The 13,875-nt window shown below is 73.7% G+C and carries 14 protein-coding genes; 11 read left to right on the forward strand and 3 right to left on the reverse strand.

What is annotated here, in order from left to right:
• Window positions 1-87: 87 nt before the first annotated feature.
• Window positions 88-840: an RlpA-like double-psi beta-barrel domain-containing protein gene (locus E4U91_RS10115; RefSeq protein ID WP_137306542.1), complete on the forward strand. Its 753-nt coding sequence runs from the start codon at window positions 88-90 to the stop codon at window positions 838-840.
• Window positions 841-843: 3 nt separating this feature from the next.
• On the opposite strand, the gene E4U91_RS10120 is transcribed toward E4U91_RS10115, so the two are convergent.
• Window positions 844-1,797 (reverse strand): alpha/beta fold hydrolase, encoded by a 954-nt coding sequence (locus tag E4U91_RS10120; protein ID WP_137306543.1) that lies wholly within the window; start codon window positions 1,795-1,797, stop codon window positions 844-846.
• A gap of 106 nt (window positions 1,798-1,903) precedes the next feature.
• On the opposite strand from E4U91_RS10120, the gene E4U91_RS10125 reads away from it, so the two are divergent.
• From E4U91_RS10125 to E4U91_RS10155, 7 genes are all read left to right on the forward strand, one after another.
• Window positions 1,904-2,365 (forward strand): MarR family transcriptional regulator, encoded by a 462-nt coding sequence (locus E4U91_RS10125; protein WP_137306544.1) that lies wholly within the window; start codon window positions 1,904-1,906, stop codon window positions 2,363-2,365.
• Window positions 2,366-2,726: 361 nt separating this feature from the next.
• Window positions 2,727-3,764 (forward strand): glutamine synthetase, encoded by a 1,038-nt coding sequence (glnII, locus tag E4U91_RS10130; protein ID WP_137306545.1) that lies wholly within the window; start codon window positions 2,727-2,729, stop codon window positions 3,762-3,764.
• 404 nt (window positions 3,765-4,168) lie between these two features.
• The gene (locus E4U91_RS10135) at window positions 4,169-4,765 is read left to right on the forward strand and encodes a winged helix-turn-helix domain-containing protein (protein WP_137306546.1); all 597 of its coding nucleotides are present in this window, start codon (window positions 4,169-4,171) and stop codon (window positions 4,763-4,765) included.
• Between the two features lie 60 nt (window positions 4,766-4,825).
• Window positions 4,826-5,863 (forward strand): SDR family oxidoreductase, encoded by a 1,038-nt coding sequence (locus tag E4U91_RS10140; protein WP_137306547.1) that lies wholly within the window; start codon window positions 4,826-4,828, stop codon window positions 5,861-5,863.
• A 52-nt stretch (window positions 5,864-5,915) separates the two neighbouring features.
• Window positions 5,916-7,193 carry a sensor histidine kinase gene (locus tag E4U91_RS10145; RefSeq protein WP_137306548.1) on the forward strand — a complete coding sequence of 426 codons (1,278 nt, stop codon included), beginning with the start codon at window positions 5,916-5,918 and terminating at the stop codon, window positions 7,191-7,193.
• Entirely contained in the window at window positions 7,178-7,831 is a 654-nt protein-coding gene (locus E4U91_RS10150; RefSeq protein ID WP_137306549.1) for a response regulator, read from the forward strand. Before E4U91_RS10145 ends, E4U91_RS10150 begins: the two co-directional genes overlap by 16 nt.
• Before the next feature lie 170 nt (window positions 7,832-8,001).
• Window positions 8,002-9,570 (forward strand): DUF1996 domain-containing protein, encoded by a 1,569-nt coding sequence (locus E4U91_RS10155; protein WP_137306550.1) that lies wholly within the window; start codon window positions 8,002-8,004, stop codon window positions 9,568-9,570.
• A gap of 111 nt (window positions 9,571-9,681) precedes the next feature.
• Here E4U91_RS10155 and E4U91_RS10160 read toward each other — a convergent pair whose 3' ends face one another.
• Entirely contained in the window at window positions 9,682-10,110 is a 429-nt protein-coding gene (locus E4U91_RS10160) for a hypothetical protein (RefSeq protein ID WP_174867783.1), read from the reverse strand.
• Window positions 10,111-10,207: 97 nt separating this feature from the next.
• Between E4U91_RS10160 and E4U91_RS10165 the strand changes: the two genes are divergently transcribed.
• The 3 genes from E4U91_RS10165 (at window position 10,208) to E4U91_RS10175 (ending at window position 13,469) form a co-directional block, all read left to right on the forward strand.
• Entirely contained in the window at window positions 10,208-10,741 is a 534-nt protein-coding gene (locus E4U91_RS10165; RefSeq protein ID WP_404765658.1) for a tetratricopeptide repeat protein, read from the forward strand.
• 49 nt (window positions 10,742-10,790) lie between these two features.
• Window positions 10,791-12,713 (forward strand): hypothetical protein, encoded by a 1,923-nt coding sequence (locus E4U91_RS10170; protein ID WP_137306552.1) that lies wholly within the window; start codon window positions 10,791-10,793, stop codon window positions 12,711-12,713.
• Between the two features lie 66 nt (window positions 12,714-12,779).
• Entirely contained in the window at window positions 12,780-13,469 is a 690-nt protein-coding gene (locus E4U91_RS10175) for a TetR/AcrR family transcriptional regulator (RefSeq protein WP_137306553.1), read from the forward strand.
• 17 nt (window positions 13,470-13,486) lie between these two features.
• On the opposite strand, the gene E4U91_RS10180 is transcribed toward E4U91_RS10175, so the two are convergent.
• Window positions 13,487-13,846, reverse strand: a complete 360-nt coding sequence (locus E4U91_RS10180; RefSeq protein ID WP_137306554.1) for a 5-carboxymethyl-2-hydroxymuconate Delta-isomerase — start codon at window positions 13,844-13,846, stop codon at window positions 13,487-13,489.
• Window positions 13,847-13,875 lie beyond the last annotated feature (29 nt).

A 13,875-nucleotide genomic window follows, 5' to 3' on the forward strand; every position in this document is an offset into this window, starting at 1 on the left:
CCGACGACTCGCGCTCCCGGCTGAGTCACCGCGTTCGGTATCTCGTACATAGCGGCGTACGCTCCCCTACCTCTTCAGGAGGCGCGCATGTCGCGCAGGAGAACTCTCAGCACGAAGAAGAAGGTCGCGCTGCTGGTGAGCGCCGCGACGGTGGCGGGAGGCGGCGCCTTCGTCATGGCGTCCACCTCCAACGCCGCCCAGCCCCCGCAGACGGCCGCCCAGTCGTCGGTCTGCCAGGGGCTGGCCACGGCCCTCGGCAACAACGAGCGGTTCATCGAGGGCCAACGGTCCGCCCCCGACGCCCAGTCGCAGGCCCGGATCGCCAACCGCCAGGCGGTCATCGAGCAGATCAAGGTCCAGCAGAAGGCGTCGGGCTGTGTCGTGGGGGAGTCGGCTCAGGGCTCCCAAGCGGCGCAGAACGGCCAGCAGGGCAACGGCAACGCCAACGGGAATGCCAACGGCAACGGCAACGGCAAGGGCCAGGGCCAAGGCCAGGGCAACCAGCAGGCCACCACCCCGCCCGCCCAGACCGCGCCGGCCGGCAACGGCGGCAACGCCGCGGGAAACGCCGGCAACAACGGTGCCGCCGCGGGTCAGCAGGTCTGCAACGGCTCGACCGTCACGCTCTCCGGCGAGGCCGGTGCCCCCGCGGCCTCGAGCAACCAGTTCCCGGCCGGGACCAAGCTGAAGGTGACCAACCTGGACAACAACAAGTCCACCACGGTCGAGGTGACCTCGGTCTCCGGCAGCTGCGTCCTGTTGAACAACGCGGCCTTCGAACAGGTCCGTGAGCCCGGCAAGTTCCTGATCCGCCGGGCCCTGATCCAGAAGGTGGGGTGACGCTCAGCCGCTGACGGCCAGGAAGTCGCTCAGGCGGCGGTCCAGGGCGGGGGAAGCGGCAGGGGGCAACGCGTGGTGGGAGACGTCGGCGACCACGACCGTCTCCACGTCGCGCAGTGCCTCCTCCGCCCTGGCCGCCACCGCGCGGGCGTCGTGCGTCCGGCTCCGCGCGGCCACGGCGAGCAGCACCGGTACGTCGAGGGCCCGCAGCGCCCGCGCGTCGGGGCGCGGCCCGGTCACCGGCCTCGGCGCCGGGAAGCCCGCCGCCGCCTCCTGAAGGCGCAGCGCACCGGGGTCGAGCCCCGCTCCCCCGGTCTCCCACTCCAGGAACGCCCGCACCCGGCGCCGGGTGGGCCGCACCAGCATCGGCAGGGCGCGCAGCAGGTAGGCCGGCCGGTACCCGGCGAAGCACTGGGTCGGGTCGAGCAGGAACAGACGGCGGACGCGCGCGGGGGCGTGCAGGGCGTAGCGCAGGGCGATCCACCCGCCGTACGAATGACCGCCGAGGCTGATGGGATGCGCCCCGCCGGTGCCGTCGCCGCCGTCGGGACCGCGCAGCCCTTCCGGTCCGTCGAGCCGTGCGCGCCCATCGAGCCCTGTGCGTCCGTCGAGTTCGTCGAGGCCGTCCAGGAGGGCGTCCAGCCAGCTGTCGAGGTCGGCGGCGGTACGGGGAGGACGGCCGGGGGCCGCTTCGCTGCGCCCCGGCGCGCCGAACAGGTCGGCGGCGTACACCCGGTGGGCGCTCGCCAACAGGGCCGCCTGCGCGTACCAGGAGGCGGAGGTGGCTCCCCCGCCGCCGGGCAGGAGCAGGAGCGGCGGCGCGTCGCGGGGGCCGCAGGCGTTGACGTACGTGGTGCCGAACTCGGTGGGAACGCGCAGGACTTGCCGGTCGTCCGGCCACCGGGCCATGACCTCGTCGTACGCCGTGCGGAAGGCGTCGCCGTCGTACCCACCCATGAGTCCCCCTCGAACCGCGCTCCGACGTCCAGGTCTCTCGCTCAGCGAGATTCTTTGTGCCAAGGTACTCGGTGAGCGAGACATCGGCCAGGGAGGAGGCGGTCGTATGACCGAGGGGGACGGCACGCGGCCGGGGACCGGGATCGTGCACCTGCTGCGCGCGACGACGGCCGAACTGGCCCTGCACAGCGCCCGGTTCGCCGATCATCACGGGATGCACGCCACCGACGTGCGGGCCCTGATCGCGCTGATGGACGCGGCCCGGGCGGACGAGGAGCTGACCGCCGGGCGGCTCGGGACCGCGCTGGGGCTGAACTCGGCCGGGACGACCGCGGTGATCGACCGGCTGGAGCGGAGCGGGCTCGTGCGGCGGGTGCGGGGACGCGGGGACCGCAGGACGGTGGTCGTCGAGGTGGAGGAGCGGGCCGTCGAGCTGGGCCGGGCCCACTTCGGGCCGCTGATCCAGCGGGTGGCGGAGCTGTTCGAGGGCTACGACGAGCGGGAGCGGGCGGCGATCCAGGGGTTCCTGGAGGCCGTACGGGAGGCGGCCGCGGCGGAGGCCGACTGAGCGGCGGGCCGGAGCCCGTGTCCCACCACCCCAGCCGCCGACCCCCAGCCCCCAGCCGGCCCCGCAGCCCGGCCCCTCGGCCCTCCGGCCCCTGGGCCGCTCGGTCCCCAACCCCATCGCATACGAGCCGTTCGGCCCGCGCGCCCCCGCCCCCGTCACCGGAGTGCGGACGGCCGGTTCCCGCGCCGCCGGTGTCCTCACCGGGTGAGCCGCGCCACAGCACCCCCCGGTAACACGGGGTTCACACTCGGGCAATGGCCGGGAAACCGCCTGTTGACAGGCTCACGGGCAACACCGGGCGGTGCCGCAGCGCCGCAGCACCCGCACGACGCGCCCAGACCACCCCCGAAGGATGTGTCCCGTGAGCTTCAAGGCTGAGTACATCTGGATCGACGGCACCGCACCGACGGCCAAGCTGCGTTCAAAGACCAAGATCCTGGCCGACGACGCCAAGGGTGCCGAGCTGCCGATCTGGGGCTTCGACGGGTCCTCCACGAACCAGGCCGAGGGCCACGCCTCGGACTGCGTGCTCAAGCCGGTGTTCACCTGTCCGGACCCGATCCGCGGCGGCGACGACATCCTGGTGCTGTGCGAGGTCCTGAACATCGACCTCACCCCGCACCCCACCAACACCCGTGCCGCGCTGGCCGAGGTCGCCGGGACGTTCGCCGCGCAGGAGCCGATCTTCGGCATCGAGCAGGAGTACACGTTCTTCAAGGACGGCCACCCCCTCGGCTTCCCCAAGGGCGGCTTCCCCGCGCCGCAGGGCGGCTACTACTGCGGTGTGGGCGCCGACGAGATCTTCGGCCGGGACATCGTCGAGGCGCACCTGGACAACTGCCTGGAGGCGGGCCTCGGCATCTCCGGCATCAACGCCGAGGTCATGCCCGGCCAGTGGGAGTTCCAGGTCGGCCCGCTGGCCCCGCTGGAGGTCTCCGACCAGCTGTGGGTGGCCCGTTGGCTGCTGTACCGCACCGCCGAGGACTTCGGCGTCGCCGCGACGCTCGACCCGAAGCCGGTGAAGGGCGACTGGAACGGCGCGGGCGCGCACACCAACTTCTCCACCAAGGCGATGCGCGAGGGCCCCGACGGGTACGCCGCGATCATCACCGCGTGCGAGTCGCTGGGCGAGGGCTCCAAGCCGCTCGACCACGTCAAGAACTACGGCGCCGGCATCGACGACCGGCTGACCGGCCTGCACGAGACGGCCCCGTGGGACCAGTACTCCTACGGCGTCTCGGACCGCGGTGCCTCGGTGCGCATCCCGTGGCAGGTCGAGAAGGACGGCAAGGGCTACATCGAGGACCGCCGCCCCAACGCCAACGTCGACCCGTACGTGGTGACCCGCCTCCTGGTCGACACGTGCTGCTCCGCCCTGGAGAAGGCCGGCCAGGTCTGACCCACGACCACGCACGAGCAGGGGCGCCCACCGCACGACGGGCGCCCCTTCGCCGTCCCGTCCGGCCCGTGGAGGCCGGCGGCGCCCCACCGCTCCCGACCGGTGTCCGAATGGTGACCCCCGGCGTCCAGGGTGTGGAAGGAGGCTCCTCACCGGCACCGGTGTCTGCTTCAATGGGGCCATGACCGGATACCAGGGGTGCAGCGCGACGGGGCGTCGTGCTGACCTCGAGCCCTTCTGGCCGTCCCGTCAGCACCACGACTTCGACCGGGTGTGTTGCCGCGCGACGAACGCGCCGGCCCTCTAACGCCGCCCACGGCCTCCGACGCCGTACGCCCGGCCTTCGGCCCGCGCGCAGTGAACGTCCGTCCCTGACGACCTTCTCGCGCGAAAGCTGACCTCTCATGGCGACCACCCGTACCCTGTCCTCCGCCGCCACGCTCCCCTCCGCCCCGTCCCCCGCCCGGCACCGGTTGCGCGCCGTCGACCGGGACGAGGTCGTGGACGTGACGGACTTCCTGCCGCCGGGCGCCACCTGGCTGCCCGCTCCCCCGCACACCCTGCCCACCCTGCCGGGGCAGCCGCCGATGATCGGCTACCTGGTGCTGGTCCCGGCCGACCAGCAGCCGCCGTTCCTGCCGGTGGCGGTCCCCGACGCCCCGGAGGCGCCCGGCGCGCCCGGGGCTCCCGGCGCGGAGACGGGGGCCGAGCCGTTCGTGCGGATCGACCCCGTGCAGCGCATCGCGTGGGTCGACGGGCGCGAACTCGACCTGACGTACCTGGAGTTCGAGCTGCTGGCCCACCTCGTCGCCCACCCGCACCGAGTGCACACCCGCGACCAGCTGGTCACCACGGTGTGGGGCTACGGGCACGTCGGGGACGGCCGGACCGTCGACGTGCACGTGGCGCGGCTGCGCCGCAAGCTCGGCGCCGGGCACCGCGCGTCGATCCAGACGGTGCGCCGGGTCGGCTACAAGTTCGTGCCGCCGGCCGGGCGCTGAGCGTCTGCTGACGGCAGAGCGCCGTTCCGTCCCGCGCCCGCACCCGGCACAGTCGGCACCATGAGACTTCTGGTGCTGGGCGGTACGGAGTTCGTGGGACGGGCCGTCGTGGAGGCGGCCCTCGGGCGCGGCTGGGAGGTGACCGTCCTCAACCGGGGTCGGCACCACCAGCCGGCCGGGGTCCGGGCGTTGCGGGGTGACCGCACCGCGCCCGACGGGCCGGCCGCCCTCGCCGGGACGGCGGACACCTGGGACGTCGTGGTCGACACCTGGTCGGCGGCGCCCCGCGCGGTGCGGGCGTCGGCGCGGCTGCTGCGGGGCCGCGCCGGACGGTACGTGTACGTGTCGAGCTGCTCGGTGTACGCCTGGCCCGCCCCGGCCGGCCACACCGAGGACGCGCCGCTGGTGGAGGGCGCCGACCCGGACGCGGACCTCACGGACTACGCGCGCGACAAGCGGGGCGCCGAGATCGCCGTCGTCGAGGAGTTCGGCGAGGACCGTTCCCTGCTGGTGCGGTGCGGGCTGATCCTCGGCCCGTACGAGAACGTCGGCCGGCTGCCCTGGTGGTTGACCCGGATCGCCCGCGGCGGCCGGGTCCTCGCCCCGGGCCCGCGGGACCTGCCCCTGCAGTACGTCGACGTGCGGGACCTCGCCGCGTGGACGCTCGGGGCGGCCGAGCGGGAGCTGAGCGGGCCGTACACGCTGGCCGGGCCGTCGGGGCACGCCACCATGGGCACCCTCCTTGAGGCGTGCGCCGCGGTCACCGGCGGGCCGGCCGAGCTGTGCTGGACCGACCCGCGGGTGATCCTCGACGCGGGCGTCGAGCCGTGGACCCAGCTGCCGGTGTGGGTGCCGCCGGACAGCGAGCTGCACGACCACCTGCACGCCGCGGACGTGTCGCGGGCGCTCGCGGCGGGCCTGCGCTGCCGCCCCGTCGAGGAGACCGTCGCCGACACCTGGGCGTGGCTGCGGGAGATCGGCGGCACGGCGCCGATGCGGCCGGACCGCACGGTGAAGGGGCTGGACCCGGACCGCGAGGCCGAGGTCCTCGCGACGGCCGGGCACGTGCCCGGCGGTGTACCTGGCACCACCTCCTGACCGGGGACCTCGGCCCCGTGACCGGAATCCGGCGGGTCGGCAGACTGGCGTCATGAACACCCACTCGAGGAGCGACGAGGTCCGGGCACGCACCCGGGCCATGGTGCTGGCCGGCGTCCGGGGGCTCACGCTGGCCGTGGCGATGCTGCCGGTGAGCATCCTGTGCCTGGTGCTGACCCTGCTGTCCATCGCCCTGATCCCGATCGGCGTCGGCCTCGTCACCACCCCCGCGGTGCTGGCGGCGGTACGGGCCTTCGCCGACGTCCGGCGCAGGCTCGCCGCCGAGTGGTGCGGGGTGCGCATCGAGACGGCGTACCGTCCGCTCCCCGAGGGCGCCAACCCGTGGACGCGCACCTTCGCGCTGCTGCGCGACCGGCAGACCTGGCGGGACGTGCTGTGGCTGCCGGTGGACATGACGGCCGGCTTCTTCACCGCGCTGCTCCCGGCGGTGCTGGTGTTCTACGCGGTCGAGGGGTTCGCGCTCGCGCTCGGCCTGTGGCGGGCGTACGCCGAGTCGCCGGACGGCACGTACTGGTACGCGTTCGTGCCGGTGTCCGGCCCGCTCTCGGCGCTCGGGGCGGTCCCGCTCGCCTGCGGGTTCCTGTTCCTGGGCTACCTCTACGGCCCGCGCCTGCTGACCGCGCACTTCCGGCTGACGGGGGCGGTGCTCACCCCGAGCCAGGCCGAACTCGCCGAGCGGGTACGGGTGCTGACCGAGACGCGGCGCGACGCGGTGGACGCCTCGGCCGCCGAACTGCGCCGGATCGAACGCGACCTGCACGACGGGGCGCAGGCCCGGCTGGTGGCGATGGGCATGGACCTGGGCACCGTCGAGGTGCTGATCGACAAGGACCCGGACCGGGCCAGGGCACTGCTGGCGCAGGCCCGGCAGTCCTCGGCCGAGGCCCTGTCGGAGCTGCGCGACCTGGTGCGGGGCATCCATCCGCCGGTGCTGGCCGAGCGCGGACTGGGCGACGCCGTACGGGCGTTGGCGCTGCGGCTGCCGGTGCCCACCGAGGTGTCCGTGGACCTCGCGGGCCGGCCGGAGGCGCCGGTGGAGTCGGCGGCGTACTTCGCGGTGAGCGAGGTGCTGACCAACGCGGTCAAGCACTCCGGCGCCGACCGGATCTGGGTCGACCTGCACCACACCGACGGCATGCTGCACGCCACCGTGACCGACAACGGGCGGGGCGGGGCGACGGTCGGGGCGGGGTCCGGACTGGCCGGGGTGGAGCGCCGGCTTGGTACGTTCGACGGCGTCCTGGCCGTCAGCTCCCCGGCGGGCGGTCCCACGCTGGTGACCCTGGAGATTCCGTGCGCGTTGTCCTAGCCGAAGACCTGTTCCTGCTGCGGGACGGGCTCGTGCGGCTGCTGGAGGCCTACGACTTCGAGATCGCCGCCGCCGTCGAATCCGGCCCGGAGCTGGAGCGGGCCCTCGCGGAACTGGAGCCGGACGTCGCGGTGGTCGACGTCCGGCTCCCGCCGACCCACACCGACGAGGGGCTGCAGTGCGCGCTGCGGGCGCGCCGGGAGCGGCCGGGCATGCCGGTGCTGGTGCTCTCGCAGCACGTCGAGCAGCTGTACGCGCGGGAGTTGCTGGCCGACGGGCAGGGCGGGGTGGGGTACCTGCTGAAGGACCGGGTGTTCGACGCGGAGCAGTTCGTGGACGCGGTGCGCCGGGTCGCGGCGGGCGGTACGGCGATGGACCCGCAGGTGATCCAGCAGTTGCTGGCCCGGGGCGGCGGCAAGGACCGGCCGCTGGACCGGCTCACGCCGCGCGAGCGGGAGGTGCTGGAGCTGATGGCGCAGGGCCGGTCCAACGCGGCGATCGCCGGGAAGCTGGTGGTGACGGAGCGGGCGATCGCCAAGCACACCGCCAACATCTTCATCAAGCTGGGCCTGGAGGTGTCGGACGACGACAACCGCCGGGTCCTCGCCGTGCTCGCCCACCTCGACCGGGACCGGTGACGCGCCAACCGGCCTGCGAAGCAGCCGAGTTGGGTCGCTCCTGGCCCGTGGGTCCCTGAGGAATTCCTGAGACCGCTGAACACACGTGGGGCGGCGTCCGTATGGAAGGGCGCCGCTTCACTCCTGTCGGGCGCCTCGATGCTGCCCCGCAAGGAAGTCAGAGGAGTTCCATGGGACGCAACACACGTAAACGCCGTTCGTCGATGGCCACCAAGGCCATAGCCGCGTCGGCGGCCCTAGCGCTCGGTGGGGGCGGGCTGATCTGGGCGAACTTCTACGCCTCTGCGCACGAGTCGAACAACCCGTGGCAGCAGAACCGGACGAAGGCCGCCGCCGCGCAGGTGGCGACCATCTCCTGCCCGGACGTCGGCCAGAAGCTGACCAATGTGCCGCGGGCGGCGCGCTACGGCGTGGACAGGGAGCTGGCGAACCTCGACAAGCAGATCACCGAGGCCTACAACCGGCTCGCCTCCACGCGCCAGGCGCAGACCAACGACGCGAGCTTCGTGCAGAACGCGATCGTCGGCCCCCTGAAGGAGAAGCGGTCCGCGACGATCGACCGGATCCGCATCGGCATCCAGCGCGTCGGCGGGAACTTCGACGACGCGCTCAAGCAGCTCGCCGCCTGCACCACGCAGTCCGCCCAGCCGCAGACCAACGCCGGCGGCAACACCGGCGGGCAGCAGAACACCGGCGGGCAGCAGAACAACACCGGTGGCCAGCAGAACACCGGCGGGCAGCAGAACAACACCGGCGGCCAGAACAACGGCGGCCAGCAGCAGGGCAACGGCGGGCAGGGCGGCAACGGCCCGGTGGCGTCGGACTTCGTGGACATCACCAAGGTCCAGGGCGGCAGCGCCCGGCTCGGCGTGGGCACCAACGGCCTGCGCGCGAACGGCCGGTCGGGCTCCACGGGCACCTTCACCACCCGGTGCGGCACCAACGGCAACGACAACCACAACACGGACAACGTGATCGTCGCGCCCGGTGTCACCAACGGCGCCCACCACCTGCACGACTACGTCGGCAACCAGAGCAACGACGCCTTCGCGAACGACCAGGAGCTGGCCGGGGCCGAGACCAGCTGCCAGAACCAGGGCGACAAGTCGTCGTACTTCTGGCCGGTGCTGCGTGTCCAGGACGGGTCGAAGGACTTCGACCAGAACAACGACGGCGGCGGCAAGGAGGGCAACGTCGGCAAGATCCTCCAGCCGGCCCAGGCCCAGCTGAAGTTCGTCGGCAACAAGCGGGGCAAGGTCGTCGCGATGCCGCAGGCCCTGCGGATCATCACCGGTGACGCCAAGTCCTTCGTCAACGGCCTCGGCAACGCCAACGTCAACTGGAGCTGCACCGGCTTCGAGAACAAGGTCCAGCTGCACGACAAGTACCCGATCTGCCCCCAGGGCAGCCAGGTGGTGCGCACGACCAACTTCCAGAGCTGCTGGGACGGCCAGAACATCGACAGCGCCAACCACCGCACCCACGTGGCGTTCGTCCAGGCCGACGGCACCTGCGCCAACGGCTTCAAGGCGATCCCGCAGCTCCAGGTCCGGCTGGTCTACAACGTCCCGGCGCCCAAGCTCCAGAACGGCCAGGTGGTCAGCCCCTACGCGGTGGACACCTTCCCGGAGCAGCTGCACAAGCCGGTGACCGACCACAACGACTTCATCAACTTCTTCTCCGCGAACCTGATGAACAAGATGGTCAGCTGCATCAACGGCGGCAGGAAGTGCCAGTGATCCACTGAGCGGGCCCGCTCGGGAGGCCCGCGCGGGAAGCCGGCGGCGAGGACACCTCGCCGCCGGCTTCTTTTCTCCCCACGCCTGCGCGTCGGTGGGCGCAGCGACCCCTCAGTGACCGGAGTGCGCCGAGTGGTCGGTGCCCTCCTCGAGGTCCCCGCCGAGGGTCCGGCGCAGCGCCGTGACCGTGCCGGTCTCGCCCACGGCCACCCACTTGCGGCCGACGAGGTAGTGACCGCCGTAGTCCTTGGCGCCGTTGATCCACTCGCGCTGGCCGCGGTCCGTGGCGAACGTGGCGAGGATGAACTTCCCCGCGGCCGCGCCCCCGGCGCCCTTGGCGTCCTTGCAGACGGCCTGGCGGATCTCGTCGGCGTCGATCTGGATGTTCGGCGTGCACTTCACCTCGGCGGCCAGGTGCTCCAGGCTGCCGGTCGCCGTCACGGGCACCGTCGCCCGCTGTTCGGTCCCGGACGCGCACCCCGCCAGCGTCAGTACCGCGACGGCGCCGGCCACCGCGAGCATCGGTCGGGTCACCTTCATCTGTTCCTCCCTGAGGGCCTCGCCCTCGATACGGCTCCCGGGTCCGGAGCGCTCAAAATACCGGCGCGGGACGGCACGGGTGTGCGAAGGTGCCCCGGTGGACGATGACTGGGAGAAGCGGGTGGCGGCCGCCTGGGACACCTTCGACGACTACGCGGAGGAGGACGCCCCGGCCTTCCGGGCGATGATCGACCGGCTCGTCGCCGAACTGCCCGGGGACAGTCCGCTCGGGCCGTTCGAGCAGGCGTGCGCCTGGGACTCCACCGGGCACTCCGACCGGGCGGTCCCGCTGTACCGCGAGGCCCTGGAGCGCGGCCTGTCCGAGGTGAGCGGCTACAAGGGCCGGCGCGCCAAGATCCAGCTGTCCAGCTCGCTGCGCAACATCGGCAGGCCCGAAGAGGGCGTCGCGCTGCTGACGCCGGAACTGAGCGCGCGGTCGGACGAGTTGGACGACGCCGTGCGCGCCACGCTGGCGCTGTGCCTGTCGGGCCTGGGCCGCGACCGCGAGGGCCTGGCCCTGGTCCTGGAGGCGCTGGCCGCCCATCTGCCGCGCTACCAGCGGTCGATGGCCCGCTACGCCCGCGCCCTGGTGGAACCGCCCGCCGCCGGAGCGGGGCACACGGACGGGTGACTGGTCCGCCCGGCGGTGACCGCGCCCCGGGTCGCTCGTTCTCCCGGACGTGCAGTCACAGGATGTCGCCCAGCGCCCCGCCCCCGGCTCCCCCGCGGACCGGGTCGTCGACGTCGAGCAGGCCGAGGCCGCGCTCGTCGAGCACTACCCGCGCCTCGTCCGGCTCGCCCATCTGCTGCTGCCCTCGGGGCTCGGCCGCAGCCGGCGGGTCCTGACCGCGCACGCCCTCGCCCAGCGCGCCCTGCCCCGCAGCCGCGCGGCGGCCCCGGTGATCCCGGCGCAGTCGACGGGCCGGGACGGCGACCCCGGGTACGCCTACGTCCGCCAGCGCGTGGTGCGCACGGCGCTGGAGGCGGGCCTGCCGCTGCGCCGCCGGGCCTGGCCGAAGCGGGCGCAGCTGCCGCCGCTGCTGCCGCAGGTGCGGGGGCTGAAGCTGTTCCCGCGCTCCGGCGGCGCCGACGAACTCGCCCTGGACCAGGAGCTGTCCGCGCTGTCCGGCCCGGCCCGCGCGGCGTACGTGCTGCGCGGCCTGGAGCGGCTGACCGACGGCGAGGTGCGCAGGATCCTCACCGAGTGCGGCGTCGAGCAGCCGGACGAGGCGCTGCGCGAGGCGGACACGGTGGCCGCCCGGTACGCGCTGCTGGAGTCGCCCGAGTTCGACCCGTGCTCGCTCCAGGCGCGGCCCACCGATCTGATGCGCCGCCGCCAGCACGCCCGGGCGGCCCTGGTCGCGGCCGCCGCGCTCGCCGTGTGCGGGACGCTCCTCGCGCTGCCCGGCGACGGCTGGGGACCCGACGGCGCGGCCGCCCCGTCGTACGCGCGCAACCCCGCCGCCGAGGCCGCGCTCGACCCGGGCCGGCTGGTGAAGGTCTCCCCCGCGGCCTGGCGGACGTCCCCGCGCACCGACTTCTCGGTGTGGCCCGCGCGCGGCGAACTGACCGGCGACAAGAAGCTGTTGCGGCGGGCGCTCGCGGTGTGGGCGCGGCCCGGCGGGTCGGTGCGGGTCTCGGCGACCCCCGGGACCCCGTCGGGCGGCCCGGCCGGACCGCCCCAGCTGCTGTACGCGGGCGGCGTCGACAGTGCCCGGGTGGTGATCCTCTACGACGGGCTGCGCATCGCCCGTTACGCCGAGCCGAAGGACGGCACGGCCGGGGCGGCGCTGGACTTCGCGCGGGTCGACGGCGCGAGCGGTGCCGCGGCGAGCGCGGTGGTGCTGGGCCGGTCCGACGACAACGTCCGCTACCTGACCGCGCCATGGGTGACGAAGGCGACCGAGCGGGACCTGTCCAAGCCGGGCGCCGGGGAGATGGCCCTGACGCTCACCGACGGGATCACCTCCCCGCTGGCGAGCCCGGCGACCCGCAGCGGGGCGTGCACGACGTGGAACGTGCTGGAGGTGACCGACGCCTCCGGCGCGCACCTGCTGAGCGACCTCGGCGAACTGGTGCCGGCGCTGCTCACGTCCGGGCGGCCGACCGCCGAGCACGACCCGACGGGCGCGCAGGGACTGCGCACCTGGGCGCCGTTCGCCTGCTCGCTGGGCGAGGTGCGCGGACAGGGCGTGCGCACGGTGAACGCCTGGCAGTACGCGCGCCAGCCGCTGCCCGACGGGAGCGGCACGGCGGCCTGGGTGTGCACCCGGGCGGACACCTGGCGCGGCGACGGCAGCCGGGTGCTGGCCCAGTTCCGCACGCCGGGCGGGCTGTTCGGGGCGGCGGTGGCGACGGCCGGGGACGTGCCGGCCTGCGGGCCGCGCGACCCGCACGTGCTGGCCGGGGTGCTGTGGAAGTCGCAGGGCGGCACCTGGTACCTGCTCGCGGCGGGCGCCAAGGGCACCGAGTCGATCCGCGCGACGGGCGGGGTGACCGGCTCCGGCGAGGGCAACCTGCTGGCGGTCCGGGCGTCGCAGGGCAGCCAGGCGGAGCTGGCGGGCCGGCTGGCCGACGGCAGGACAGTCCACGGGCTGCGGTGAGCGCGGCGGAACCCTCCTGGTCGCTCCGGCCCGTTCGCGGCCGGATCCGATCGGTAAGGTGTTCGTATGACTACCGGGGTTCGCCGCAGATTGACAGTGGAGGAGCGGCGGCAGCAGTTGATCGGCGTCGCCCTCGACCTGTTCGCCCGCCGTTCCCCGGACGAGGTCTCCATCGACGAGATAGCGTCCGCGGCGGGCATCTCCCGCCCGCTCGTGTACCACTACTTCCCCGGCAAACTCAGCCTGTACGAGGCCGCGTTGAAGCGTGCGGCGGAGGATCTCGCGGACCGTTTCCGGGAGCCGCACGAGGGTCCGCTGGGGGCGCGGCTGCTGCGGGTGATGCGCCGCTACTTCGACTTCGTCGACGACCACGGACCCGGTTTCTCGGCGCTGATGCGCGGCGGCCCGGCGGTCGGCTCGTCCACGGCGAACGCGCTGATCGACTCCGTGCGGCAGGCCGCGTATGTCCAGATCCTTTCGCACCTGCGGATCGAGGAGCCGCCCGCGCGCCTGGAGCTGGTGGTCCGCTCGTGGATCTCGCTCGCGGAGTCCACGGCGCTGCTGTGGCTGGACGGCCGGCGCGTGCCGCGCGAGGAGCTGGAGGTGCAGCTCGTGCAGGACTTCGCCGCGCTGATCGCGGTGGCCGCGGCGAACGACGGGCCCACGGCGGCCCTGCTGAAGCCGCTGCTGAGGGACGAGCCGGGTGACGGGCCCTTCGCGGACCTGGTCACCCGGCTCGTCTTGCTCGCCGCCTGATCGAACGGGCGGTTCGCTCAGGCGGTCTCGTACTTGCGGTAGGACGCGTCGAGTTCGCGCACCTCGGCCGAGGCGTGCAGGGTGAGGCCCCCGACCGGTCCGATGTGCTCGCGCAGCAGCTCCAGCGTCCGCTCGGCCAGCCGCGCCTTGGTGTCGTCGCTGCGCCCCGGGAGCAGGGCGAAGCCGACGTGCACGTGGGCGTGTCCCCCGGTGTCGGGTCCGACGGTCACGTCCTCGGTGCGGCGGAACCGCGTCTTGCACGCCTGCGGCCTGGCCGCCGCGATCTCCACGGTGGCGTCGTGCAGCGCCTTGGCGAACCCGGGCCGGTCGAAGGCGTTCACGAGCCGGTCCGAGTAGTCGACGGTGATCTGCGGCATGAGCACTCCTCTTCTACGGCGACGGCGTC

It is taken from the genome of Streptomyces lasalocidi, from assembly GCF_005280215.1.
Lineage (GTDB): Bacteria > Actinomycetota > Actinomycetes > Streptomycetales > Streptomycetaceae > Streptomyces > Streptomyces longwoodensis.